Genomic DNA, 25,813 nt, shown 5'->3' with positions numbered 1-25,813 from the left:
TATGAAAGATAAGAAAAGTGAGTCCATACGAGCCCGTTTGCTTGGACCGCTGCTGATTCTGCTTGTAATACAAGCTGCAGTAATTGCAGGAACTGTGCTTTTTGGCGGAGTTTCTGTTAAATTAAAGAATAATGAAATCCAGATATTAAACCAGAATACGGAAAATACCAGATTGAGTCTGGAAAAGGAGACTCTTCACCATTGGGCCGTTATGCTGAATAATTCTGTTTTTGTTTCCTATGAAATTGAGCAGATTTTAAAGAGAAACCAGTACAGTGTTTCTGACATTTCAAAAGACTACATATTAAACCGGAGGATTGTGGAACAGATAATCAGCCAATCCATTGATATGCTCCATATGAGTTATGCGACTGGTGTTTATTGTATTCTTGATGGTCCTGCAGCCGCCAACAGTGCAAGCAATATGAAAGCAGGATTTTACATACGAAGCTCCAATCCGGGAGGGTATTTAGCGGACAATTCTTCGCTGCTGATGGAGCGGGGGCTTCCTTCCGTTGCGGAACAATATAATATACCTCTGGATTCCTTCTGGGAAATCGGCTTTGAAGAGGGAAAAGATTTAAGAAACAATGATTTTTACCAAAATCCTCTATTCATGGCAAGGCAGACCGGTACAAGTGGAAAAGAGGCGATGAGGCTGGCGTATTTAAGCCCTCCGTTTCGATTAAGTCCAAAAGATATTCAGGTTATTACTTATTCCGTACCGGTTATATTAGAAGATGGAACGGTTGTGGGAGTCTGGGGGCTTGAGATGACTCTAAACCAGCTGAAACAAATTCTGGCAGAGAAACAGACCAACAGCAGCTTTGAGGAATGCTGGCTTCTTGGGATACGTAACCGGGGGACGAATACCATTAAACCCGTGGTTGATTCGGGTTATCTCTTTAATCAGTATTTCAATGATGTTTCTCAGATATCCTACACGGACAGTAATGAAAAATCAATTAGTGAGATTGAATCCTCCGACGGAACAAAGTGGTATGCAAGCATAAAAAGTCTTGATGCTTATGCAAATAACGGTGTCATGGAAGATGGGGAATGGGTGCTTGTGGGAATGGCAAGGCAAAATGATCTGCTTGCTTTTTATAATGCAATCCGCCGCATGCTGCTTTCTGCCATGCTGGTTCCCATTTTGTTCAGTTTACTGGGAGCATTTGTCATCGGGAGGATCGTGACTGATCCTATCCGGAATCTTGCAGGAGAGTTAAAGGGCAAGTCCGGTAACCGGGGGCTGGCTCTTAAACGGGTTCGTATCCGGGAGATTGATGATCTTACGGAAATCATTGAACAGCTGAGCCATGATGTGGAACAGTCCTCGTCTAAGATATCGGGCATTCTTCGTCATGCGAATGTTATGATTGGAGTATTTGAGTATTCGGACGGTGAAGACCAGGTCTTCTGCAGCCAGACTCTTTTTGAGATGCTTGGCTGGGGGAATATTGAGGAGCCATACCGGTATCTTGAAGTTGACCAGTTTGAATCGTTGATGGAACAGACCTTTACCGGCGTGCGTCTGAAGGGAGACCGTGTTTTTCAGAGCCTTGAAATGAAAGATGGAACACGCTGGGTACAAATTATATTAGATGAGTCCAAGGAAGGAACTATTCTCGGTGTATGCTCAGATGTGACTGCAGATGTGAAGGAGAAAGAAAAACTGGAATGGGAACGTAATTTTGATCTGCTGACAGAACTCTACAACCGGAGAGCGTTCAGGGAGCAGGTGGAGTTTTTGATGAGAACCCAAAAGGAGAAATATGCAGCAGTCATTATGTGGGATTTGGATAATTTAAAGTATATCAATGATACATATGGGCATGATGAAGGAGACCGTTATCTGATTTTATTTGCCGGCTGCTTAAAAAACAGCTTTGCCGGAAGGGGGATTATCGCCCGCTATTCCGGTGATGAATTCGTAACGTATTTACTTGGAGATGATAAGGAAAAAATACGAAGGGATGTCCGTGATTTTGTAAAGCGCATACAAAAAGAAGCCCTGAATATGGAGGGCGGTTATCTGATGCCTGTCAGGGTCTCCGGGGGACTGTCCTGGTATCCGGATGATGCAGGTGATTTTGAAACGCTGTTTAATTATGCGGATTTTGCCATGTACATGGTTAAGCATAGTGTGAAGGGGAAAGTGAGGGAATTTGATCACGAAGAATACTCGCATAATTCCTACATGCTGACCGGAAGCGAAGAACTGAACCGTATGCTGGAAACAAGGAATGTAAGCTTTGTGTTTCAGCCTATTGTAACAAGAGACGGGAATATTTTTGGATATGAACTTCTGATGAGACCTCATTTTACAAACTTAAAGGGGATCACTGAAGTTTTGAATCTTGCAAGATCCCAGGCAAAATTATCCCAGATTGAGTCGCTGACATGGTTTGCCGGCTTAAAGGCAGCTGAAGCCGAGTTAAAAAAGGGGCATCTGGGAGAAACGGAAAAGCTGTTTATCAATTCCATTGCCTCTGTGTGCATCACAAGCGGCGAACAGGCGGAACTGGAAGCTCATTATCATCAGCTTTTAAGCCGGATTGTGATCGAGATGACGGAAGGGGAACCTGCCAGCCAGGAATTCATGGAGCGTAAGATGGAAATGGCGAAAAAGTGGCGGGGACAGACAGCAGTCGATGATTTCGGAACGGGATATAACAGTGAGTCTGTGCTTTTGCACATGCGCCCGGAGATAGTAAAAATGGATATGAGCCTGGTAAGACAGATCCACAAAGATAAGAAACGGCAGATGATACTGAAAAACCTTCTTGATTTTGCCGCAGGCAACGAAATCTGCGTGCTTGCGGAAGGCGTGGAAACGGAAGAAGAACTCGTGTTTTTACTGGATTGCGGCGTATATCTGTTTCAGGGATATTACATTGCCAGACCACAAATCGAGATCCGTCCTCTGGATCCTTACATCGCCGGAAAAATGAAGGAGCTCGCTGGAAAATCCTGATTTTATCTTAAATAACACTGGAATTTACAGGACGAGTATGGTATAATGCTAAATTGAAGTGTAACGCCCTGTCGGTAAGGCGGTTCACATATATCTCAAGGAGGAACCCATTAATGAGTTTACAAGTGGAAAAATTAGAAAAGAACATGGCAAAATTAACGGTAGAAGTGCCGGCTGAGGAGTTTGATAAAGCTCTTACCGCAGCTTACAATAAGAATAAGGGCAGATTTAACATCCCTGGTTTCAGAAAAGGTAAAGCGCCACAGGCCATGGTTGAAAAGATGTATGGAGCTGGTATCTTATATGAAGATGCTGTGAATGAAGCTCTTGATGCAACATATGGAGATGCAGCTGAGGAGAGCGGACTGGAGATCGTTTCCAGACCGGAAATCAGCGTTGTGCAGGTTGAAAAAGGCCAGAACTTAATCTACACTGCTACGGTAGCTGTAAAGCCGGAAGTGACTTTAGGCGAATATAAAGGTATTGAAGTTACCAAAGCATCTGCTGAAGTAACAGAAGAAGATATTGAAGCAGAATTAAAGAAAGTTCAGGAGCAGAACTCCAGACTTGTTACAGTGGAAGACAGAGCAGTGGAAGACGGCGACCAGACGGTCATTGACTTTGAAGGCTTTGTTGATGGAAAGCCATTTGAGGGCGGCAAGGGTGAAGATTATCCGCTTACCATTGGTTCTCATTCCTTTATCGATACATTTGAAGAGCAGCTGATTGGAAAGAACATCGGGGAAGCGTGTGAAGTAAACGTAACCTTCCCAAATGAGTATCATTCCACAGATCTTGCCGGAAAACCAGCGATGTTCAAGGTTACCGTAAAGGAAATCAAGAGAAAAGAACTTCCTGAGTTAAACGATGAGTTTGCAAGCGAAGTTTCTGAATATGATACATTAGAAGAGTATAAAAACGACATTAAGGAAAAAGCTGCTGAAAGTAAACAGAAGGCAGCGGCTACTGAGAATGAAGATCATGTAGTAGAAAAGGTTGTAGAGAATGCAACTATGGATATTCCTGAGCCGATGATCGACAGCCAGGTGAACAACATGGTGAACGATTATGCAAGAAGAATGGAGAGCCAGGGACTTTCTCTTGATCAGTACATGAAATTTACCGGCATGACAATTGAAACATTAAGAGAGCAGATGAAACCTCAGGCATTAAAGAGAATTCAGACAAGACTTGTCCTGGAGGCTGTTGCCAAGGCTGAGAATATCACTGTGACTGATGAAGCAGTTGAAAAAGAGATTGCAACTATGGCTGAAAACTACAAGATGGAAGTTGATCAGATTAAAGAGTATCTTGGCGAAAGCGGAGTTACTCAGATGAAAGAAGATCTGGCCGTACAGGAAGCTGTTGATTTCCTGGTAGCAGAAGCAAAATTAGTTTAAGAGTTTTACTCCCGGTAGATTCCAGACATCCCGTCCGGAGTCTATTCGGTTTTGAGTGAGAAGAACAGACAGGAGGAAGAAAGATGAGTTTAGTACCTTATGTCATTGAATCAACCAGTAAGGGGGAACGCTCTTACGATATTTATTCCAGACTTCTGAAAGAGAGAATCATTTTTCTCGGTGAAGAAGTGTCTGATGTTTCAGCAAGTGTAATTGTGGCACAGCTGTTATTTTTAGAGGCAGAGGATCCTACGAAGGATATTAATCTTTATATTAACAGCCCTGGCGGATCTGTGACTGCCGGTATGGCGATTTATGATACGATGAACTACATCAAATGTGATGTTTCTACTGTTTGTATGGGGCTGGCAGCAAGTATGGGAGCATTTCTTTTAGCAGGCGGAACAAAGGGCAAACGTTTTGCACTTCCCAATGCAGAAGTTATGATTCACCAGCCTTCCGGCGGAGCAAAAGGTCAGGCAACTGAAATTCGCATTGTTGCGGAGAATATACTGAAGATTAAGAAACGCTTGAATGAAATAATGGCGGCAAATACTGGTCAGCCTTACGAAGTAATTGAACGGGATACAGAACGGGATAATTACATGACTGCTGATGAAGCAAAAGCATATGGGCTGATTGATGATATTCTTTACAGTCATGACCGCTGATACAAAAGACAGAGTATAAACCATGAGCAACCAAAAGGAACGCCCTGACGGGCATCCCTTTATGCTCAAAAACCATGAGCGATCACAAGGAGCGCCCTAACGGGCATCCCTTTATGCTCAAAAACCATGAGCGATCACAAGGAACGCCCTAACGGGCATCCCTTTATGCTCAAAAACCATGAGCGATCACAAGGAAAGTATGAGGTGTGTGTATGCCGGTCAGAACAGACGACAAGATCCGATGCTCTTTTTGCGGGAAAACCCAGGATCAGGTAAAAAAACTGATTGCCGGTTCCAACAATGTCTACATTTGTGATGAGTGCATAGATTTATGTGCGGAGATATTGGAGGAAGAATTCGACGGTCATGATGAAGAGGCACCTGATTTCAGCAATATTAATCTGATGAAGCCCAAAGAAATGAAGGCATTTCTTGATGAATATGTAATTGGGCAGGACGAAGCAAAAAAGGTGTTGTCCGTAGCAGTATATAACCATTATAAGAGAATCACATCCGAAAAAAAACTGGATGTAGACATACAAAAGAGCAATATTCTGATGCTTGGACCTACCGGGTCCGGTAAAACTTATCTTGCTCAGACACTGGCTAAGGTACTAAACGTCCCTTTTGCCATTGCAGATGCCACCGCCCTTACAGAAGCCGGTTATGTTGGTGAAGATGTAGAGAACATTCTTTTAAAATTGATCCAGGCTGCTGAATATGATATCAGCAGAGCAGAATTCGGAATTATCTACATTGATGAGATTGATAAGATCACAAAGAAGTCTGAGAATGTCTCTATCACCAGAGATGTTTCCGGTGAAGGTGTTCAGCAGGCTCTGTTAAAGATTCTGGAAGGTACGGTTGCCAGTGTTCCGCCTCAGGGAGGAAGAAAACATCCCCACCAGGAGCTTTTACAGATCAATACAACCAATATTCTGTTTATCTGCGGCGGAGCGTTTGATGGTCTGGAGAAAATTATTGAACGCCGTTTAAGTGCAGGATCCATTGGATTTAATGCTGAGATAGTTGATAAGAACAGGACGGATATTGATGATCTCTTAAAGAAGACGCTTCCTCAGGATCTGGTTAAATTCGGTCTGATTCCTGAGTTTATCGGCCGTGTTCCGATTACAGTATCTTTGGAACTTTTGGACCGGGATGCTCTTATTCAGATTTTATCTGAGCCTAAGAATGCGCTGATTAAGCAATACCAGAAATTATTTGAGCTGGACGACGTAAAACTTGAACTGACCCGTGAGGCAGTGGAACGGATTGCAGAGCTGGCTGTAGAAAGAAAAACGGGTGCCAGAGGTCTGCGCTCCATTATGGAAAGTGTTATGACGGATCTGATGTATGAAATCCCATCTGACAGCAGCATTGGAGTCTGCAGAATCACCAAAGAGGTTGTGGATAAAAACGGAGAGCCGGAACTGGTCTATCGGGATACGGCAGTTCCCAGAAAGTCACTGGCTCAGAAATTGAGAAAAGATAAGACAGGCGAGATCGCATAGATCCCTGCATGAGTCGGGAAGGTGTTACAGCGAATCAATCTGCTGGAACACCTTTTTGAATGCAAAGGAGAGAACCAAATGGTAGATAAGACAATTACAATGCCGGTTATTGCCTTGAGGGGAATGACTGTTCTGCCCAAAATGATGCTGCACTTTGATATCAGCCGGGAAAAATCCATTGCAGCGGTTGAAAAGGCAATGGTGGGGGACCAGAAGGTATGTCTTGTAACCCAGAGGAATCCGGAAGAAACGGATCCGGGAATGGATGATTTATATCAGGTGGGAACGGTTTCATTAATCAAGCAGCTGGTTAAGCTTCCCAATAACGTAATTCGTGTTATGGTAGAAGGGCTGGAGCGGACAGAGCTTTTGTCTCTTGACAGGGAAGGACCTCTTCTTGTGGGAGAAATCGACAAGCTGCAGGTGCCGGATGAGATTCTGGATCCTGTTACTGTACAGGCAATGGCTGAGATTGTAAAAGAAAAACTGGAGGCCTATGGCCGGGAAAACCAGAGAATTGCCAAAGATGTGGTACCCGGACTGTTAGTCATTCTGGATTTGGGAGAACTTTTAGACCAGGTGGCAGTCCAGCTGTCATGGGATTACCGTCTGCGCCAGCAGGTACTGGAAAGCGTACTGCTGGAAGAACGGTATGCGCTTGTTATGAAACACCTGATTACAGAAATTGAAGTAACTAAGGTAAAAAAAGAACTGCAGTCCCATGTGAAAGAACGAATCGACAAAAATCAGAAGGATTACATTTTAAGAGAGCAGATGAAAGTCATCCGGGAAGAACTGGGGGAGGATAATCCCCTCACTGACAGTGATGAATATGCGAAGCGCTTAAAATCGTTAAAGGCGGAGAAAGCGGTAAAAGATAAGATTCAAAAAGAGATAGACCGTTTTAAAGCCATGCCAGGCGGAAGCCAGGAAGCGAATGTGGTCCGGATGTATCTGGAAACAGTTCTTGATTTCCCGTGGAAGAAGGTATCAAAGGATAACAATAACATTGTTCATGCCCAGAAGGTACTGGACGAGGACCATTATGGTCTGGAAAAGGTAAAAGAACGGATTCTGGAATATTTAGCAGTCCGTATTCTTGCCAAAAAGGGAACCAGTCCGATTATATGTCTGGTGGGACCTCCGGGAACAGGAAAAACATCGATTGCAAGGTCGGTAGCAAAAGCACTGAATAAAGAATACGTACGTATCAGTCTGGGTGGTATCCGGGACGAAGCGGAAGTCCGGGGACACAGGAAAACATATGTGGGTGCGATGCCGGGCAGAATTGCAGAGGCTGTCAAACAGGCAGGGGTCAGCAATCCTCTTATGCTTCTTGACGAGATCGATAAAGTCAGCAGTGAATATAGAGGAGATACTTCTTCTGCTCTTTTAGAAGTACTTGACAGTGAACAGAATGTAAAATTCCGGGATCATTACATTGAACTTCCTATTGATTTATCTAATGTGCTGTTCCTTGCAACGGCTAATACTGTGACAACAATCCCAGGTCCGCTTCTTGATCGTATGGAAGTAATTGAAATTAACAGTTATACAGAGAATGAAAAATTCCATATTGCCAAAAACTATCTGGTGAAAAAGCAGCAGGAACGAAACGGTCTAGATGGTAAGCCGGTTACCATTACAGATCGGGCTCTAGAAAAGATCATTCACAATTATACCAGAGAAGCCGGGGTCAGAAATCTGGAGCGGCGGATCGGTGCTGTGTTTAGAAAAGCTGCAAGAGAATTCCTGGAAGATAAGAACCGGATCATTGAAGTGACAGAAAATGAGCTGGAGAAATACTTAGGGAAAGAAAAAATATCTTATGATAATGTCAATGAAGAGGATCAGGTAGGGATTGTAAGAGGTCTGGCATGGACCAGTGTGGGAGGAGATACCCTGCAGATTGAGGTGAATGTAATGCCAGGAAAAGGAACTCTTCAGATGACAGGGCAAATGGGTGATGTAATGAAAGAGTCTGCTCAGACAGCATTAAGTTATGTCAGATCTATAGGTCCCAAATACAAAGTGGCGGATGACTATTTTGAGAAGCATGATATACATCTGCATATACCGGAGGGAGCGGTTCCAAAGGATGGCCCGTCTGCTGGTATTACCATGGCAACTGCCATGCTGTCTGCTGTAACAAATCAGAAGGTAAGTGCAAAAATAGCAATGACAGGGGAAATAACCTTAAGAGGCCGTGTTCTTCCAATCGGAGGCTTAAAAGAGAAGATTCTTGCCGCCCGGATGGCCCGCGTGCAAAAGGTGCTGGTACCGGATAAGAACCACCCGGATATTGCTGAATTATCAGAAGAGATTACACAAGGAGTTTCCATTGTGTTTGTAAAGGAAATGCCGGAAGTATTAAAAGAGGCTTTCATCCAGGAATAGAAAGGAAATCATATGATTATTAAAACGGTAGAACTGGAGACTGTGTGCGGCATTACCAGCAAGCTTCCGGAGAATACAAAACCGGAGTTTGCATTTGCAGGTAAGTCCAATGTGGGGAAATCCTCTCTCATCAATGCTCTCATGAACCGGAAGTCCTACGCAAGAACCTCGTCCCAGCCAGGTAAAACACAGACTATTAATTTCTATAACATCAATGACACATTATACTATGTGGATCTTCCCGGCTACGGTTATACAAAAGTAGCCGTGGAGGTAAAAGCAAAATGGGGTAAGATGATAGAAAATTACCTTCATAAATCTCCTATGTTAAAATGTGTATTTTTATTGATTGATATCCGCCATGAGCCTTCTGCCAATGATAAAACCATGTATGACTGGGTGGTTCACAACGGTTATCAGCCAATTATCATTGCAACGAAGCTGGACAAGCTGAAACGGAGCCAGGTGCAGAAAGCATTAAATGTGGTTCGTTCAGGGCTGGGGATCGGACCGGAAGTGACAGTAATTCCATTTTCAGCAGAAACCAAACAGGGCAGAGATGAAATATGGGATTTGATTGAGGATTCTGTAAATAGTCTTGACAAGGAGTAAAAATCTTTTTATAATGAACCTATTTATTACATAGAGTTCATTATGGTAGGAAGAGGAGAAAACAGTTATGAAAAAAACTATGAAGAAAGTCGTGTCAACTCTCATGGCGGCAGCTCTGGCAGCGGCAGCATTAACTGCCTGTTCAGGCGGTAACTCCACAGCCGGCACATCTGGTGCGGGAAAAGAAGCAGGAGATAAAAAGGTATTAAAAGTTGCCATGGAGTGCAGTTATGCTCCTTATAACTGGACTCAGCCAACAGATGAGAACGGAGCTGTACCGATTTCCGGAAGTTCTGATTATGCTTACGGTTATGATGTAATGATGGCGAAAAAAATTGCGGACGAGCTGGGATATAGTCTGGAGATCGTAAAGCTGGACTGGGATTCGTTGGTACCTGCTGTTCAGTCAGGAAAGGTCGACTGTGTAATTGCAGGACAATCCATTACTGCTGAGCGTATGCAGTCAGTTGATTTTACGGAACCTTACTATTTTGCAACCATCGTTGCTCTTGTAAAAAACGGCGGCAAGTATGAGAATGCAAAAAGTGTTGCTGACTTAAAGGGTGCAGTAGCTACCTCTCAGTTAAATACCATCTGGTATGACAACTGTCTTCCCCAGATTCCGGATGCAGACATTCAGCCGGCTCAGGAATCCGCTCCGGCTATGCTGGTTGCTTTAGACTCAGGAAGATGTGATGTAGTAGTAACAGATAAGCCTACCGGTCAGGCTGCTCTGATTGCATATCCTGATTTTAAGCTTCTTGATTTCACAGGTACAGAAGGAGAATTCAAGGTCTCTGATGAGGATATTAATATCGGAGTTTCCTTAAAAAAAGGCAATACAGAATTAAAGGATGGCATCAACGGAGTACTTGGAAAGATGACCAAGGATGATTTTAATAAGATGATGGAAGAGGCGATCAGCGTACAGCCGCTTTCAAAGTAATAAGGAATCAGGAATATCGGGGCTTGCAGGCACGGGATCAGTGTTTTCCGTGCCGCTTGTTCTGTTTTACGAAGTTACGAAAGGGAGAAGGTAGTATATGTCTTTGCCGTCAGATTTTTTTGGAAGAATCATATTTATACTGCAAAATTATGGCCCGTCCTTTTTAGCAGGGGCAGGCAAAACAATGGCAATTGCCATTGTCGGTACATTGGTCGGCTGTGTGATCGGTTTTGCTGTGGGAATTATTCAGACCATTCCCGAATCAAAGCAGGATAATCTGGTGAGACGAGTGCTGGTTAAAGTACTCAAAATTATTTTGAATATCTATGTTGAAGTTTTCCGCGGAACCCCGATGATGGTTCAGGCCATGTTTATTTTCTACGGATCATCCGCACTTTTGGGGATTAATATGTCCATTGTATTTGCTTCCTATTTTATTGTATCCATCAATACAGGAGCTTATATGGCTGAAACGGTCAGAGGTGGAATCCTATCCATTGATCCGGGTCAGACAGAAGGAGCAAAAGCCATTGGCATGACGCATTATCAGACGATGTTAAATGTTATTATGCCCCAGGCTCTGCGAAACATTATGCCTCAGATCGGTAATAACTTAATCATTAATATTAAGGATACCTGTGTACTTTCTGTCATTGGAGTTGTAGAACTGTTTTATACAACCAAGGGAGTGGCAGGGGCTTATTATACTTATTTTGAGGCATTTACCATTACTATGGTAATTTACTTTGTCCTGACCTTTACCAGTTCCAGAATTCTTCGTTATTGGGAGAAGAAGATGGATGGACCTGACAGTTACGATCTGGCAACTACAGATACGTTAGCTTATACCAGCGGAATGGTGAGGTTCCCGGATCCGAAAGAGAAGGAGGGCAAATAAGATGGCTGAGTGCAATGTGTTAAAGATTCGTCATTTAAGCAAGACATTTGGAGCCAATGTGGTTTTAAGAGATATTGATTTCAATGTAAATGCCGGGGATGTGACGTGTATCATCGGAGCATCCGGTTCTGGAAAGTCCACTCTTTTACGCTGTATCAATCTATTAGAAACCCCGACTACCGGAGAGATTCTGCATCACGATACAGATATCACGGACAGAAAGATGAGTGTGCCCGAATACCGGACTAAAGTCGGGATGGTGTTTCAGAATTTTAATCTCTTTAATAATATGTCAGTGCTGGAAAACTGTATGGTAGGCCAGGTGAAGGTTTTAAAGAAAGATAAGGCTGAAGCAAAGAAGACTGCAATGATGTTTTTGGAAAAGGTTGGAATGGCACCTTATATCAATGCCAAGCCAAGGCAGCTTTCTGGTGGCCAGAAGCAGAGAGTGGCCATTGCCAGGGCGCTTGCCATGGAACCGGAGGTACTGCTCTTTGACGAGCCTACTTCTGCTCTGGATCCCCAGATGGTAGGAGAGGTTCTTGCGGTCATGAGAACACTGGCAAAGGAAGGCCTTACTATGATTATCGTGACACATGAAATGGCTTTTGCCAGGGATGTATCCAATCATGTGGTTTATATGGCTGGAGGCGTTATAGAAGAGGAGGGAGCACCGGCTGATATATTCGGTAATCCCCGGAAGAACTCAACAAAGGAATTCTTAGCCCGGTTTATGCAGGGTTAAAGGCAGACGGAGCTGTTGCAAAATAACTGGATGTTCAGTTGTGGAGCAGGCTCCTTTTTGGTAACTGAAAGGAGGATCCTATGAAACTGGTTTTTATGGAAACCGATACACTGGGGGATGACGTGGATTATTCTCCGTTTTATAAGCTGGGAGAGGTAATAAAGTATAATAAATCAGAACCGGAGTTCAATCAGGAACGGGTGAGAGATGCAGATATTATTGTGGTAAATAAGATTCCCATGAATGAAGAGACTCTAAAATATGCGAAACACGTAAAACTGATCTGCCTGACAGCAACGGGAACCAATACGGTTGATTTTGATTATATTCGAAAAAGGGATATCGCAGTTACGAATGTAAAGGGATATTCTACCCGGTCTGTCGTTCAGCATACCTTTGCATTGCTGTTTTATATCTATGAAAAGTTAGCCTATTATGATCAGTTCGTAAAGTCAGGTGAATATGCAGCCAGTGATATTTTCAGCAGATTCGATAAAAAATTCAATGAACTATGGGGAAAAACCTGGGGGATCATCGGACTTGGTGAAATCGGAAGAGGTGTCGCCCAGGTGGCAGAAGCTTTCGGCTGCCGGGTTATCTATTATTCAACGTCTGGTAAAAATACCAACTCAAGCTGGGAACGGGTTGGATTCGAGGCGTTATTAAAAAATTCAGATATCATATCCATTCATGCTCCCCTGAATTCTGCCACAGAGTATTTAATTGATGAAAATGCATTAAAACTGATGAAAAAAACTGCTGTTCTGCTTAATCTGGGCAGAGGAAATATTATCAGGGAAGAGGCACTTTTAAAGGCTCTGGAAACAGATGAAATTGGAGGTGCAGGACTTGATGTGATCAGTGAAGAACCCATGCGGCCGGATAATCCTCTGCTGAATGTGAAGGACAGTACCAGATTGATTATAACCCCTCACATCGCATGGGCGACGGTTGAGGCCAGAAGAAGATGCTTAAATGAGGTTTATGAAAACATTTGCTCCTATTTGAGGGGAGAGGAACGAAACAGAGTATAAGACAAAAACAGGGCGGCTTATAAAGCCGCCCTGACATGATCAATTTTTAGGTATCGGACCGGAAAAGAGTTTTCGGATCCGGATTCGGATGAATGTACGGAGCACTTCGGCTCCCAGAAATAAAATAACAATTGGTAGAAAAACAGTGAGAAATAACTTGATTTTCAGCCGGAGCATCTTCTTTTTGTGCTGCATTTTTAAGGCTTGATAAGAATCAGTAATAGAATGATACCATGTTTTTTTAATTGGAACTTTTTTCAAACAAATCCCCCCTATGACTATGAACCGCTCATCAGTGATTTCATGGCGAATGCATAGATTTCCTGACTTTTCAGTTTCCAGTGATCACACATAATTTCTGCCTGATCCTTATCCGGGACGGAAAGCTCCAGATTAATCAGACAGTTTTTGCCTTCTCTTACTTCACAGTGGACAATGTAGTCCTGGCTTGTTGATTTATAATAATCTGCTGTGACACCCACCTCGTTACGGAGGCGGAACTTATTTTCTTTTAAATATTCATCCATATCAAGGACAATTGCCGGTGAAATCTTATTGCCGAAAAAGGAGAGCGTTTCCTCTCCTTCCCGGGTGATTTCGTACCGGCTGCTGTTGTGATTGGTTTCCACATGCAGCAGTCTTGCCTCTAACAGCTCATTCAATGCCTGATTCAATGTAAAATATGTGGTATATTCATGCTCCAGAAAAAAGTTAGATAATTGTGCACTGGTCAGGGGGAAGTTTACCTGTTTCAGCATGTATAGAATCATCAGCTTATAAAGTGTCATGGGTTCTGACAGCATCGGATAACCTCCATCTTTGTATTACCGGATATGGTCTTTCACCGCCCGGCTGACAACCTCTGCCACACGTGGATCAAAAGCCTCCGGCAGAATATTGTCCTCATTTAATTCTCCAGGCGCGACAAGACCTGCGATGGCCTCTGCTGCAGCCAGCTTCATCTCATCGGTAATGGCAGCAGCTCTTCCCTCCAGCGCACCTTTAAAAATACCTGGGAATACCACCACATTATTGACTTGATTTGGGAAATCAGATCTGCCTGTTCCAACAACTTTAGCGCCTGCCTTTTTTGCCAGATCCGGCATGATTTCAGGGACTGGATTAGCCATGGCAAAGAGAATGGAATTGGTATTCATGGAAGATACCATATCCTCTGTCACGATTCCTGGTGCTGAAACCCCGATAAAGATATCGGCATCCTTCATGGCATCGGACAGGCTACCAGTATTCCTCTCTAAATTGGTAGAATCCATCATTTTTTCCTGCATCCAGTTTAACCCTTCCATCCCTTTAAACAGGATTCCTGCCCGGTCACAGAGGACAATATGCAAAAATCCATAAGTTAACAGGAGTCTGGTGATTGCAATACCAGCAGATCCCGCGCCATTTACCACCACGCGGCAATCCTCTTTCTTTTTCCCGGTTACCTTCAATGCATTGATCACTCCGGCAAGGACCACAATGGCAGTCCCATGCTGGTCATCATGAAAGACGGGAATGGAAAGAAGCTTTTTTAACCGTTCCTCGATCTCAAAGCATCTGGGGGCAGATATGTCTTCTAAGTTAATGCCGCCAAAGGCAGGAGCAATGGCAGTCACGGTCTTTATGATCTCTTGTGTATCCTGGGTGTCCAGACAAATGGGAATGGCATTGACTCCGCCGAATTCTTTAAACAATACGGCTTTCCCTTCCATCACTGGCATGGCTGCAAGAGGGCCGATATTTCCAAGTCCTAAAACAGCGCTGCCGTCAGATACAACTGCGATGGTGTTGGATTTGATAGTATATTGATAGGCAGCTTCCGGGTTATCTGCGATGACTTTGCATGGTTCTGCTACACCGGGAGTATAGGCAAGGGCTAAGTCTTCTCTGCTTTTTACTGCTGCTTTGGAAGTTATTTCCAGCTTTCCACCCCATTTTGCATGGAGCATTAGTGCTTTTTCGTTGGTCGTCATAATGAGTTCGTCCTTTTTTCAACAGTTTTTATTTATCATACCAATTTTAGGGTTTTAAATCAATAGAAAATATGTTAGAATATAGAGTAATTCAAATGAATCATACGAATAACACAAGGAAATTGAAGATACAGGTGGTACTATGAGAGAACGAATCAACAGGCTGGCGAAGGGCATCATTGATTCTGATATTCCAAAGGTAAAGGTTACTCCATCGGGAATTGATGATGTAGTGCGTTCGGGCGGAGCCACGAGACGGGAACTTGTCGTTACCAGTGAGAATAACCTGCACATAAAGGGACTTGCATATTCCTCGAACTACCGCGTCAGGATGATAAGCGGATCGTTTGGAGGTACATACAATCATCTGGTCTATGAGATTAACAGCAGTTTCATGGAAGATGGGGATGTGATTAAGGGATCTTTTTATCTGGTTACCAATGGCGGCGAGAGAGAAGTTCCTTATTCGTTTTGTGTAGAACTTGGCACGTCAGGAAAAGCACTGAGTGATTTAACGACAGCAGAGGATTTTGCAGATACTGCAAAAAAAGATTTAGATACGGCTCTTCGTTTATTTGAGTACTGCGATTTTGTTACGGCCCCGTTTATGAAGGATCTTCATATAAGAGCAATCTACGACGGATTAAAGGGCCGGCCTGACAGAAGAAAGGAACTGGAAGAGTTTCTGGTCGCTTTAAAGGTGAAAAAACCGATCGAGCTATCGGTGGAAACTGCAGAGCGAAGATATGGACAACTGGAGGAAGTTGTTCAGGACTGGGTTGAGATTAAGCGCAGCAGCTGGGGCTGCATCAGCCTGGAAGTGACAACCGACTGTGATTTTATAGAACTGCCAAAGAAGACAATCAGCGAACAGGATTTCGAAGATGATGTCTGTGCGCTGTCTTTTTTTGTGCACCCGGAGCGCATGCATCAGGGAGAGAACTATGGCAGAATTCAGATAAACGGAGTGGAAGAGTGCTTTCTGGTACCAGTTACATCGGTAAGTAATCCAGGAGGGGGAATATCGGCGGAGGACGCCTTTACAAAAGAGGCATTTGGCCGATTTTTGCGGCTTCGCCTGGAGGCGGATATTAAAGAGGAATGTGCAAAGTCTCTTCGACTGGAGATGGAAAAGGCGCTTGATGAAATAGAGCTGATGAAAGGGGAGAGCAGTCTTTTAAAACTCCTCCGTGCAGAATGCTGTCTGTTTGACGGTGAGAAATCCAAAGCAGCACTTTTTCTTGATGAAAGCCGGGATGAGATTCTTGCTCAGAGACAGGAAAAGAAAGAAATTTACTGTTATTACCAGTATCTGCGCCTGGAGATTCAACCGGATGAATACCAGAGAGAGTCTTTGGTCCGTCTCATGAAAAAATATTTAGAAGAGGATCACAGCCTGTTCTATCTGTTTGTGCTAATTGCTAAATCAGACAAGCGGCTGTTTGAGAATCCCCCGGCAGTGCTGGCTCTGCTCAGACGTCAGTATGAAGCAGGAGTAAGAAGTCCGTTTTTTTATGCCTGGGGTTTAAAAGTATTAAACAGTGCTCCGGAGCTGATCCGGTCCATTGGTCCCATGGAACTTCAGATACTGTTTTCCTCTGCCGGTAAAGGACTGATCGAGAAACCGCTGGCGTCCCAGATCTGCAGGCTTACTCTGGCAGCCAAGCACTACCATCGGCTGCATTACCGGATGCTTTGCAGATTGTATAAAGAAAAAGCCGAAAAAGAAGTGCTGGAGGCTATCTGTTCCCTTTTAATCAAGGGGGAATGTCGTCAGCCGGAGGCTTTTTCCTGGTACGAGAAGGGTGTAAAAGCAGGTATCAGCCTGACCAGGCTTTATGAATACTATATTTATGCGCTGCCAAAGAACTACTGCTATTTACTGCCAAAGGAAGTTCTTCTGTATTTCTCCTACGGAGGCAGTGAACTGGATCTATACAGCAGAAGTGTCCTTTATAAGAATGTTCTGGTATATTTAGAGCCTGCGGATCCTCTGTATCAGGCCTATGAACGTATCATTGAGAAGTTTGCGACGGAACAGCTGTTTGAGTCCAGGATTGATCATTATCTGGCTGCCATCTATGAACGTATGGTATTAAAGGAAGTCATTGATTTGTCCATGGCAAAGGTACTGCCTTCCATTTTAAGATCCTACCGGGTGGAATGCAAGAATATAAAAATGAAGTATGTCATTGTCTGTTATGAGGAAATGACACAGGAAGATGCCTTTCTTCTAAACGACGGCGTTGCATATGTGCCTCTGTTTTCCGAGCACAGCATTTTACTTTTTCAGGATGCTTATGGAAACCGGTACGCCAATATTTCCTATAAAAAAGAGCCTGTTATGGAACGTTCTGAACTGGAGGAACGGTGTTTTGAACTATATCCGGAACACCCTATGCTCCGGCTGCGTGTCTGTGAGCAGATACTGGCCCGTGGGGCCGCAGATGCCAGAGAGGCTGGTATTCTGGAACGTACGCTGGAGGACCCAAACTTAAGACCTTATTATCAGAAGCTTTTGCTCTCCAGGGTGATTGAATATTACCATAGGCAGACAGAAAACGCGCCAGAGCAGGGAGAGGGAGCCGCATACTTACTAAAGCTTGATAAAAAGGTCCTTTCCAGACAGGAACGGGCCGGGGTATGTGATACGCTGATTCATAACAAATACATAGAAGAAGCTTATAAAATGATCCGGGATTACGGGGCGGAAGGGATCCGTACCAAGCAGCTTCATAAGCTGTGTGCAGAGATGATTCTTAAGAATCTGTTCTGCGAGGATGTGCTTCTTTTGCATCTGGCCTATCAGGCTTTTTTGGAAGAAGAAAGCGACAGCGTTCTCCTGGATTATTTATGTGAACATTATAACGGCCTCAGCAGCCAGATGTACCGTATTTTGCAGCAGGCAGTTTCCAGGCATGTGGAAACCTATGATCTGGAAGAACGACTGACTGCCCAGATGATGTTTAGCGGTGATGCTTCCAGACTGGATAAGGTTTTTCGTTTATACCAGACAAGGAAAGAACCTGCTGAGAGTATTGTAAAAGCATATTTTACCATAAAGTGTACGGATTATTTTATGAATGGGAAGGAACCGGAAGAGAAGATTTTTTCTTATCTGGAAGATCTTATACAGACTGCGTCACAGAGAGGGCGTTTCCCTACCATTTATTTACTGGCACTGACCAGATATTACTCCCAGCTTCCCATGATCAGCCAGCAGCAGAAAGAACTATGCCTAAGTATGGTTTCACTGCTATTAGAAGAGCGTCTGGTTTTTCCATATTATAAAAACCTGGCCAGATATATCTCTATACCAGAAGATATTATGGATAAGTCGATGATTCAGTACTGTGCAGACCGGGATTCAAAAATTGAGCTGGAAATCAGGATCCTGCCCGATGAAGAAGAATATCACACCGAGGACATTACCCGCATGTATCAGGGCGTTTTTGTGAAACAGAAGATACTGTTTGAGGGCGAAATCATGGAATACCGGGTGAAGGAACTGATTGATGAGGAATGGGTATTAAAGGAAGAGGGAAGCGTCAGCTGTGAAGCAGGCGTAACACCGGAAGATTCGGACAGCAGATATGCCTGCTTAAACGAAATGAGCCTGTCTTTAAATTTAAAGGAAGAGACGGGGCTTAAAAAACGGATGCAGGAGTATTTAAAGAAAAATGCTGCTGCGGAAGAAATATTTTCACTGATGTAAGATAAGGGGATGTCAATGGACGGACTGATAATAGGGCTTGATCTGTGTGATGCCTATACCCGGATATGCTGCCATGACAGAGACAAATCATGGAGCATTCCTACGGTTATCTGCAAGAAAAAAGATGAGGAAGCCTGGTACATAGGAGAAGAGGCTTATGCCTATACTCTCGTGGGAGAAGGCATCATTGTGGACAAGCTGATAAAAATGGTAAGAAAAGACGGTACGGCAACACTTGGCGGTACAAAATATGAAGGTCTTGACTTATTAAAATTATTTCTAAAGAAAATTATAAAGCTGCCTATGGAAGAATTCTTCTGTGAGGAGATTAAACAGCTGGTTATTACCATGCAGAAGGTAGACACAAAGCTGATGGATGCACTGATGTACTGTGCTGACGCTCTTGGTATTGATCGGGAACGGGTCCATATTATCAGCCATACGGAAAGCTTTGTTTACTATGTACTAAGCCAGAAAAAAGAGGTGTGGGGCAACCAGGTGGGCGTATTTGATTTGTCAGAGGATTCCTTTCATTATCATGAACTGAAGGTTCAGCGTGGCCTTAGGAAGATGATGGTGGTTGCAGAACATGAGGCTTTAGAAGAAAGCTTTAATTTAGATATACTGGATACTCCATCCGGCGGAAAACTGGCAGATAAAATTTTATGTTCCTGCGTTGACCGGTTAATGCAGAAAAAGCTGTTTTCCTCTGTGTTTCTTACTGGGAAGGGATTTGAGCGCCATGACTGGGCAAAAGATTCCATGAAAATGCTTTGTTCCAGAAGAAAGGTCTATATGGAACCGGAGCTGTTTGCCAGAGGTGCAGCTTTTAAGGGGATGGATTATTTACAGGATAATTCAGCATATCCGTTTATCTGCATCTGTGAAGGGCATCTGCATTCTACGATATCCTTACGCGTGCTTCACAAGGAACGGGAGAGTCAGCTCATAGTAGCTGCAGCAGGTGATAGCTGGTATGAAGCGAAAAGCAGTGTGGACTTAATTGTAGATAAGCAGGATTATGTGGAATTTCTGGTAACTCCCATGGATCCTAAACAAAAACGGCTGGTGAAGATCCCTTTAGAAGGGTTTCCCAACCGCCCGGACCGGACCACCCGCCTGGGAATCAGCTTTGGATTCCTGGATGAGAAGACGATGGCAGTGGTATTAAAAGATAAGGGCTTTGGAGAGCTGTTTCCTGCTACGGATGCGGTGATCAGGCAAGAGGTTATGTTATGAGTCTGATTCTATGCCGGCAGGAGCCGGTAAAACGACCTTTTTACTTTGAGTACCTGGGTATTAGAATTTATTCTTCCCAGGAGCTTTGCTATGTTATTTACAACAATCCTCTTCTTGTGATGGAGGGATTCGTAGATGAAAGTCTTCTGGAATTTATCCGGGAAGATTTAGATATGGCTTTTTTTGCGGCGAAACTGGAAAAATGGCAGAAAAGTGATGAAGAGGAAGCTGAACTTCTTGCCATGATTCTCCATGAATGTGATTACTACAGTGCTGTGGAAGTGGGACAGTTCCGCCAGAAACTGGCATCCCTGCGCCGGCTGCCGCAGTCGGAACTGTTTAAGGAAAAAGCAGATTTCCTTTTTCATAAAAAGCAATACGGAAAAGCGGCTGCTCTTTATCTAAAGATTCTCAACATGGCGAGAGCAGACAGAGGCAGTGATGGTTTTACAGCAAAAGTTTATAACAACTTAGGTGCGGCTTATGCCCGGTTGTTTCTCATGGATAAAGCCTGCAGTGCTTATGAGAAATCATACGATCTCTCAAAAAGCGAGGAAGTATTAAAGAAAATCTGCCATTTAAACCAGTGGAACGCTTCTGTGAAACCGGGAGAACGGTTTTTGCCTCTCCTTACGGAAGAATTGCAAAAAGTCTGCAGGGAGGAGCGGGAACTGGCAGATGAAGCTGCAGGTAAGGCGCAAAGCCTGAATGAGCTGGATCAATTGTTTCAGAAGGACCCAATTAAGCGTTTCCAGGGAGCGGGAGAACTGGTTTCCAAATGGAAGAAGGAATACCGTAATATTATGTCTTGACAAAAAGATAAAAAGCCACTATCATATACTAGATAACAGATAAAGGTGTTGAAGAAGAGGAGTACGCACATAACCCTGAAAGAGAAAACCGTCCGCTGGCTGAAAGACGGTTAAGGAAGTATATGCGGAAGGTAGCTTCGGAACTGGAAGGCTGAAAGTTTTATGACATAGTAAGCGTTCACGTATGGCCCCGTTACAGGCTTATAAAGATATGACAGAATCTGTCATAATAAAGGTGGTACCGCGTTTATTCGCCCTTTGTGTCTTCGGATGCAAAGGGCTTTTTGTTTTTCCAAAATACTGAGCAAACATAAAGGAGAAGATTATGAAAGAGTTGGAGAAAACCTATGATCCTTCAGGGATTGAAGGCAAACTTTATCAGAAATGGCTGGATAAAAAGTATTTCCATGCCAAACCCAATAAGGATAAAAAGCCGTTTACCATTGTGATGCCTCCTCCCAATATCACAGGACATCTTCATATGGGGCATGCCCTTGACAATACCATGCAGGATATACTCATCAGATATAAGAGAATGCAGGGCTTTGAGGCATTATGGCAGCCTGGTACGGATCATGCGGCAATTGCAACAGAAGTGAAGGTAATTGAAAGCTTAAAAGCCCAGGGAATCGAAAAAGACGACTTAGGCCGGGAAGGATTTTTGGAGAAATGCTGGGACTGGAAAGAAGAATACGGCAGCCGCATCATCAACCAGCTTCATAAAATGGGATCTTCTGCAGACTGGGACAGAGAGCGTTTCACCATGGATGAAGGATGTTCCGAAGCAGTACAGGAAGTTTTCCTCCGATTGTTTGAAAAAGGCTATATCTATAAGGGATCCAGAATTGTCAACTGGTGTCCGGTCTGCCAGACCTCCATATCCGATGCAGAGGTGGAACATGAAGACCAGAACGGATTCTTCTGGCATATCAGCTACCCGATTGCAGGTGAGGAAGGCAGATTCGTGGAGATAGCGACCACCAGACCGGAAACCCTGTTAGGAGATACAGCAGTGGCCGTGAATCCGGAAGACGAGCGCTACCAGGACATTATTGGAAAGATGTTGGTACTCCCCCTTACGGGACGGGAGATTCCGGTCATTGCAGATTCTTATGTAGACAAAGAATTTGGAACCGGCTGTGTAAAGATTACCCCGGCCCATGACCCCAATGATTTTGAGGTAGGAAGAAGGCACCAGTTACCTGAACTTACGATCATGAATGATGATGCGACTATCTGCCTTGCAGGCAGTAAATATAACGGCATGGAGCGCTATGAAGCCAGAAAAGCCATTGTAAAAGACTTAGAGGAACTGGGGCTTTTGGTTAAGGTTGTTCCCCATTCCCATGCAGTCGGCACTCATGACCGTTGTAAGACGACGGTTGAGCCCATGGTGAAACAGCAGTGGTTTGTTAAGATGGAGGAGATGGCAAAGCCGGCAATCGAGGCATTAAAGACCGGTAAGCTTAAGTTCGTTCCGGAGCGTTTTGATAAGATCTATTTTAACTGGCTGGAGAATATCCGGGACTGGTGTATTTCCAGGCAGCTATGGTGGGGACACCGGATACCGGCATATTATTGTGATGAATGTCATGAAATTATTGTTTCCAAAGAATCTCCTGATATATGTCCTAAGTGCGGCGGCACTCACTTCACACAGGATGAGGATACCCTGGATACCTGGTTTTCCTCTGCTCTGTGGCCGTTCTCAACTCTCGGCTGGCCGGATAATACAGAGGATTTAAAATATTTCTACCCCACCAGTGTACTTGTAACCGGATATGATATTATTTTCTTCTGGGTAATCCGTATGGTTTTCTCCGGAATTGAGCAGACAGGGGAGCTTCCCTTCCATACAGTGCTGATGCATGGGCTGGTAAGAGATTCTGAGGGTAGAAAGATGAGTAAATCCTTAGGAAACGGAATTGATCCTCTGGAGGTTATCGATAAATACGGTGCAGATGCCCTGAGGATGACGCTGATTACCGGAAATGCACCTGGTAATGATATGCGTTTTTATTGGGAGCGGGTAGAGGCAAGCCGGAATTTTGCCAATAAAGTATGGAATGCATCCCGGTTCATCATGATGAATATCGAAAAGGCTCCTGATGCAAACCCAGAGCTGACAGAGCTTACCATGGCTGATAAGTGGATCCTGTCAAAAGTAAACACGCTTGCGAAAGATGTGACTGAAAATCTGGATAAATATGAGCTGGGAATTGCTCTGTCTAAAGTATATGACTTTATCTGGGAAGAATTCTGCGACTGGTATATTGAGATGGTGAAGCCGAGGCTTTGGAATGATGACGATACCACAAAGAAAGCAGCGGTGTGGACGCTTAAAACGGTTTTGATTAATTCTTTAAAGCTCCTTCACCCATATATGCCGTTCCTGACTGAGGAGATTTTCTGCAATCTTCAGGATGAAGAAGAGTCAATCATGATTTCAAAATGGCCGGAATTCAGGGAGGAGTACGTATTTGAGGAAGAAGAGCTTGCTGTGGAAACGATTAAGGAAGCAGTCCGGGGGATCAGAAATGTAAGAACATCCATGAACGTTCCGCCAAGCAAAAAGGCAAAGGTGTATGTAGTTTCTGAAAATCAGGATGTCCTTGATATTTTTGAACGCAGCAAAGTATTTTTTGCTACTCTTGGGTATGCAGGTGAAGTATGCATACAGAAGGATAAGCAGGGAATCAGCGAGGATGCAGTCTCCGCAGTGATTCACCAGGCAGTCATTTATATGCCGTTTGCAGAACTGGTTGATATTGAAAAGGAGATTGAACGCCTGAAGAAGGAAGAAGAGCGTCTGGAAAAAGAGCTTTCCCGTGTGCGCACCATGTTAAGCAATGAGAAGTTTGTAAGCAAGGCACCTGCAGCCAAGATTGAAGAAGAGAAAGCAAAGCTTGAGAAGTATGCTCAGATGATGAAACAGGTTAAAGAACGTCTTTCTCAGCTCTCTTAATTTTTTTATATAAAATCGACAATATAATATTGGTTAAAAAAACAGTCGAACGCGGATTTTAGTCCCGTGTCCGGCTGTTTTTTGTTGTCTATGTCTGGTTGGGAAAGATTCTTACCACAAAGTACTGACTTTTAATTAGCGAAAGTAGACAAAAAGATCAGATCTGGTCTGTAAAAAACTGTCGGGAACTGGCATTGCAGGTTGGAAAAAGACGATGAAAAAATGGAATTTTTTCCGTGGTTTTGACAAATTCTGAATGGATAACTGGCTATAATGTTCGTACAGGGCGGGAGGTGAACGCAGCAACGGAATTAAACCTGTACATAGATGTATTGTTCTTTATTAATTTTACCATGGATTTTCTGGTATTGTCCATCGTGAGACGGGGAATGAAATACCGTCTGATCCGGTGGAGGCTGATTCTGGGGGCAGTTTTGGGAGCAGCGTGGGCCGTGTTTGCCGCTGCTTTTCCTTATTTGCCTGTAATATTTGAGATGGCAGTTACCTATCTGGGGGTCAGCACCCTGATGGTGATGACTGCTTTCAACTTAAGAAAACCCAAAGATATCGGAAAAGGAGTAATAGCCCTTTATCTGGCCTCAGTAGCTGTTGGAGGAATCATGGAGTTCCTATATCAACATACGAAGACCGGCTATTATATAGAACAGATTCTTAGAGGAAATACAGGCAAGGCCATTCCTTTTTACCAGTTTATTTTTTTGGGTACCGGATCCTATTTTGGAATACGGGTATTGCTTCGATGGCTGCCAAAGCTGTGGCAAGCAAAGAGCAATTTTTATGAAGTCACCATGCATTACAGAGGAAAGGAAAAAAGGGTGACTGCTCTTCTTGATACAGGTAACCGCCTTTATGAGCCGGTAAGCCGCCGTCCCGTCCATGTTGTGACCTATGAAGCCGTTCGGGAACTGTGTGAGAGTGTTTCGGAAGTGGTTTATATCCCGTTCGGAAGTGTGGGAAAGTCTGATGGAGTCATGCCTGGAATTTATTTAGACGAGATGGAGATACGTCAGGGAGATGATGTAAAAATAATTGAAAAGCCTCTGGTGGCTGTCTGTAAAAAAGCACTGTCTGCAGGCGGAGAGTATCAGATGCTGCTGCACGAAGAGTAATTGTATGATGTAAAGGAGAGAGTGTCGACATGATTATAAAAGTATCCGTACCAAATCGTTTTCAGTTTAAAGCAATACCTACATTCAGAACATTAATGATGCCGTCTCAGGGGGAGATCCATTATATAGGAGGTGCTGATATCCTGCCTGCGCCTCTGGACAGTGAGAGAGAAGCCCAGATTATTGGTCTGCTTGGAGGAGACGAGGACCAGAGAGCGAAATCGGAATTAATTGAACACAATCTCCGCCTTGTTGTTTATATTGCGAAAAAATTTGATAATACAAGTGTTGGTGTGGAAGATTTAATTTCCATTGGCACCATCGGTCTGATTAAAGCGATTAATACCTTTAATCCCGCAAAGAATATAAAACTGGCAACTTATGCTTCCCGATGTATTGAAAATGAAATACTCATGTATTTAAGAAGAAATAATAAAACTAAAATGGAAGTATCAATTGATGAACCCTTAAATGTGGATTGGGATGGAAATGAGCTTCTGCTGTCCGATATTCTTGGTACAGATGAGGATGTTATATATAAAGACTTGGAAACAGAGGTGGAAAGAAATCTCCTGAATTCAGCAATCAGCAGGTTAAGCCCCAGGGAGCGTAAGATTGTGGAGCTGCGGTTTGGCCTTTCCGACGAGGATGGAGAAGAGATGACACAGAAGGAAGTGGCGGATTTACTTGGTATTTCCCAATCCTACATATCAAGGCTGGAGAAGAAAATCATGAAGCGGTTAAAAAAAGAAATTGTGCGGTTCGAATAAAAATGTTTGATG

At 43.7% G+C, this 25,813-nt stretch carries 18 protein-coding genes and 1 other annotated feature; of the genes, 16 read left to right on the top strand and 2 right to left on the bottom strand.

Features of this window, described 5'->3' with window-relative positions; genetic code table 11:
• Nucleotide 1 precedes the first annotated feature (1 nt).
• The 10 genes from RZO55_RS15860 to RZO55_RS15815 all read left to right on the top strand — a co-directional run bounded on the left by RZO55_RS15860 (nucleotide 2) and on the right by RZO55_RS15815 (nucleotide 13,194).
• A complete protein-coding gene (locus tag RZO55_RS15860) occupies nucleotides 2-2,977 on the top strand; it encodes an EAL domain-containing protein (protein ID WP_318065218.1) in 2,976 nt (991 codons plus the stop codon).
• 113 nt (nucleotides 2,978-3,090) lie between these two features.
• Nucleotides 3,091-4,377 (top strand): trigger factor, encoded by a 1,287-nt coding sequence (tig, locus tag RZO55_RS15855; protein WP_318065217.1) that lies wholly within the window; start codon nucleotides 3,091-3,093, stop codon nucleotides 4,375-4,377.
• Between the two features lie 83 nt (nucleotides 4,378-4,460).
• A complete protein-coding gene (clpP, locus tag RZO55_RS15850; RefSeq protein WP_318065216.1) occupies nucleotides 4,461-5,048 on the top strand; it encodes an ATP-dependent Clp endopeptidase proteolytic subunit ClpP in 588 nt (195 codons plus the stop codon).
• 212 nt (nucleotides 5,049-5,260) lie between these two features.
• Entirely contained in the window at nucleotides 5,261-6,562 is a 1,302-nt protein-coding gene (clpX, locus tag RZO55_RS15845; RefSeq protein ID WP_318065215.1) for an ATP-dependent Clp protease ATP-binding subunit ClpX, read from the top strand.
• Between the two features lie 78 nt (nucleotides 6,563-6,640).
• Nucleotides 6,641-8,959 carry an endopeptidase La gene (gene lon / locus RZO55_RS15840; RefSeq protein ID WP_318065214.1) on the top strand — a complete coding sequence of 773 codons (2,319 nt, stop codon included), beginning with the start codon at nucleotides 6,641-6,643 and terminating at the stop codon, nucleotides 8,957-8,959.
• Nucleotides 8,960-8,971: 12 nt separating this feature from the next.
• Nucleotides 8,972-9,571, top strand: coding sequence for a ribosome biogenesis GTP-binding protein YihA/YsxC (gene yihA, locus RZO55_RS15835; protein WP_318065213.1), 600 nt, complete (start codon nucleotides 8,972-8,974; stop codon nucleotides 9,569-9,571).
• Nucleotides 9,572-9,638: 67 nt separating this feature from the next.
• A complete protein-coding gene (locus tag RZO55_RS15830; protein ID WP_318065212.1) occupies nucleotides 9,639-10,517 on the top strand; it encodes a transporter substrate-binding domain-containing protein in 879 nt (292 codons plus the stop codon).
• A 97-nt stretch (nucleotides 10,518-10,614) separates the two neighbouring features.
• The gene (locus tag RZO55_RS15825) at nucleotides 10,615-11,415 is read left to right on the top strand and encodes an amino acid ABC transporter permease (protein ID WP_336624313.1); all 801 of its coding nucleotides are present in this window, start codon (nucleotides 10,615-10,617) and stop codon (nucleotides 11,413-11,415) included.
• Between the two features lies 1 nt (nucleotide 11,416).
• Nucleotides 11,417-12,160, top strand: coding sequence for an amino acid ABC transporter ATP-binding protein (locus tag RZO55_RS15820; protein ID WP_318065211.1), 744 nt, complete (start codon nucleotides 11,417-11,419; stop codon nucleotides 12,158-12,160).
• 80 nt (nucleotides 12,161-12,240) lie between these two features.
• Nucleotides 12,241-13,194, top strand: a complete 954-nt coding sequence (locus tag RZO55_RS15815; RefSeq protein ID WP_318065210.1) for a D-2-hydroxyacid dehydrogenase — start codon at nucleotides 12,241-12,243, stop codon at nucleotides 13,192-13,194.
• 278 nt (nucleotides 13,195-13,472) lie between these two features.
• Here RZO55_RS15815 and RZO55_RS15810 read toward each other — a convergent pair whose 3' ends face one another.
• Nucleotides 13,473-13,997 (bottom strand): DUF4364 family protein, encoded by a 525-nt coding sequence (locus RZO55_RS15810; protein ID WP_097006604.1) that lies wholly within the window; start codon nucleotides 13,995-13,997, stop codon nucleotides 13,473-13,475.
• 21 nt (nucleotides 13,998-14,018) lie between these two features.
• Nucleotides 14,019-15,170 (bottom strand): NAD(P)-dependent malic enzyme, encoded by a 1,152-nt coding sequence (locus RZO55_RS15805; RefSeq protein WP_318065209.1) that lies wholly within the window; start codon nucleotides 15,168-15,170, stop codon nucleotides 14,019-14,021.
• Nucleotides 15,171-15,312: 142 nt separating this feature from the next.
• Between RZO55_RS15805 and RZO55_RS15800 the strand changes: the two genes are divergently transcribed.
• From RZO55_RS15800 to sigE, 6 genes are all read left to right on the top strand, one after another.
• Nucleotides 15,313-18,885 (top strand): DUF5717 family protein, encoded by a 3,573-nt coding sequence (locus RZO55_RS15800; RefSeq protein WP_318065208.1) that lies wholly within the window; start codon nucleotides 15,313-15,315, stop codon nucleotides 18,883-18,885.
• Nucleotides 18,886-18,900: 15 nt separating this feature from the next.
• Nucleotides 18,901-20,124, top strand: coding sequence for a DUF5716 family protein (locus RZO55_RS15795; protein ID WP_318065207.1), 1,224 nt, complete (start codon nucleotides 18,901-18,903; stop codon nucleotides 20,122-20,124).
• Nucleotides 20,121-20,936: a tetratricopeptide repeat protein gene (locus RZO55_RS15790; RefSeq protein WP_318065206.1), complete on the top strand. Its 816-nt coding sequence runs from the start codon at nucleotides 20,121-20,123 to the stop codon at nucleotides 20,934-20,936. The genes RZO55_RS15795 and RZO55_RS15790 overlap by 4 nt, the downstream gene beginning before the upstream one ends.
• 39 nt (nucleotides 20,937-20,975) lie before the next feature.
• Nucleotides 20,976-21,198 (top strand) — a binding site (T-box leader).
• Nucleotides 21,199-21,261: 63 nt separating this feature from the next.
• On the top strand, nucleotides 21,262-23,901 hold the full coding sequence (locus RZO55_RS15785) for a valine--tRNA ligase (RefSeq protein WP_318065205.1): 2,640 nt from the start codon (nucleotides 21,262-21,264) through the stop codon (nucleotides 23,899-23,901).
• Nucleotides 23,902-24,143: 242 nt separating this feature from the next.
• Complete coding sequence (locus RZO55_RS15780) at nucleotides 24,144-25,031, top strand: sigma-E processing peptidase SpoIIGA (protein ID WP_336624312.1); 888 nt, start codon at nucleotides 24,144-24,146, stop codon at nucleotides 25,029-25,031.
• 29 nt (nucleotides 25,032-25,060) lie between these two features.
• The gene (gene sigE / locus RZO55_RS15775; protein WP_318065203.1) at nucleotides 25,061-25,801 is read left to right on the top strand and encodes an RNA polymerase sporulation sigma factor SigE; all 741 of its coding nucleotides are present in this window, start codon (nucleotides 25,061-25,063) and stop codon (nucleotides 25,799-25,801) included.
• Nucleotides 25,802-25,813 lie beyond the last annotated feature (12 nt).

Source organism: Clostridium boliviensis, assembly GCF_033342255.1.
Lineage (GTDB): Bacteria > Bacillota > Clostridia > Lachnospirales > Lachnospiraceae > Lacrimispora > Lacrimispora boliviensis.
Note: the sequence above shows the minus strand (reverse complement) of the source record. Positions and strands in the feature narration are given on the sequence as shown.

Coding starts and splice junctions, on each gene's coding strand:
- RZO55_RS15860 (WP_318065218.1), top strand. CDS start 2: ATGAAAGATAAGAAAAGTGAGTCCATACGAGCCCGTTTGCTTGGACCG.
- RZO55_RS15825 (WP_336624313.1), top strand. CDS start 10,615: ATGTCTTTGCCGTCAGATTTTTTTGGAAGAATCATATTTATACTGCAA.
- RZO55_RS15790 (WP_318065206.1), top strand. CDS start 20,121: ATGAGTCTGATTCTATGCCGGCAGGAGCCGGTAAAACGACCTTTTTAC.
- RZO55_RS15795 (WP_318065207.1), top strand. CDS start 18,901: ATGGACGGACTGATAATAGGGCTTGATCTGTGTGATGCCTATACCCGG.
- lon (WP_318065214.1), top strand. CDS start 6,641: ATGGTAGATAAGACAATTACAATGCCGGTTATTGCCTTGAGGGGAATG.
- yihA (WP_318065213.1), top strand. CDS start 8,972: ATGATTATTAAAACGGTAGAACTGGAGACTGTGTGCGGCATTACCAGC.
- clpX (WP_318065215.1), top strand. CDS start 5,261: ATGCCGGTCAGAACAGACGACAAGATCCGATGCTCTTTTTGCGGGAAA.
- RZO55_RS15810 (WP_097006604.1), bottom strand. CDS start 13,997: ATGCTGTCAGAACCCATGACACTTTATAAGCTGATGATTCTATACATG.
- tig (WP_318065217.1), top strand. CDS start 3,091: ATGAGTTTACAAGTGGAAAAATTAGAAAAGAACATGGCAAAATTAACG.
- clpP (WP_318065216.1), top strand. CDS start 4,461: ATGAGTTTAGTACCTTATGTCATTGAATCAACCAGTAAGGGGGAACGC.
- RZO55_RS15805 (WP_318065209.1), bottom strand. CDS start 15,170: ATGACGACCAACGAAAAAGCACTAATGCTCCATGCAAAATGGGGTGGA.
- RZO55_RS15785 (WP_318065205.1), top strand. CDS start 21,262: ATGAAAGAGTTGGAGAAAACCTATGATCCTTCAGGGATTGAAGGCAAA.
- RZO55_RS15820 (WP_318065211.1), top strand. CDS start 11,417: ATGGCTGAGTGCAATGTGTTAAAGATTCGTCATTTAAGCAAGACATTT.
- sigE (WP_318065203.1), top strand. CDS start 25,061: ATGATTATAAAAGTATCCGTACCAAATCGTTTTCAGTTTAAAGCAATA.
- RZO55_RS15830 (WP_318065212.1), top strand. CDS start 9,639: ATGAAAAAAACTATGAAGAAAGTCGTGTCAACTCTCATGGCGGCAGCT.
- RZO55_RS15800 (WP_318065208.1), top strand. CDS start 15,313: ATGAGAGAACGAATCAACAGGCTGGCGAAGGGCATCATTGATTCTGAT.
- RZO55_RS15815 (WP_318065210.1), top strand. CDS start 12,241: ATGAAACTGGTTTTTATGGAAACCGATACACTGGGGGATGACGTGGAT.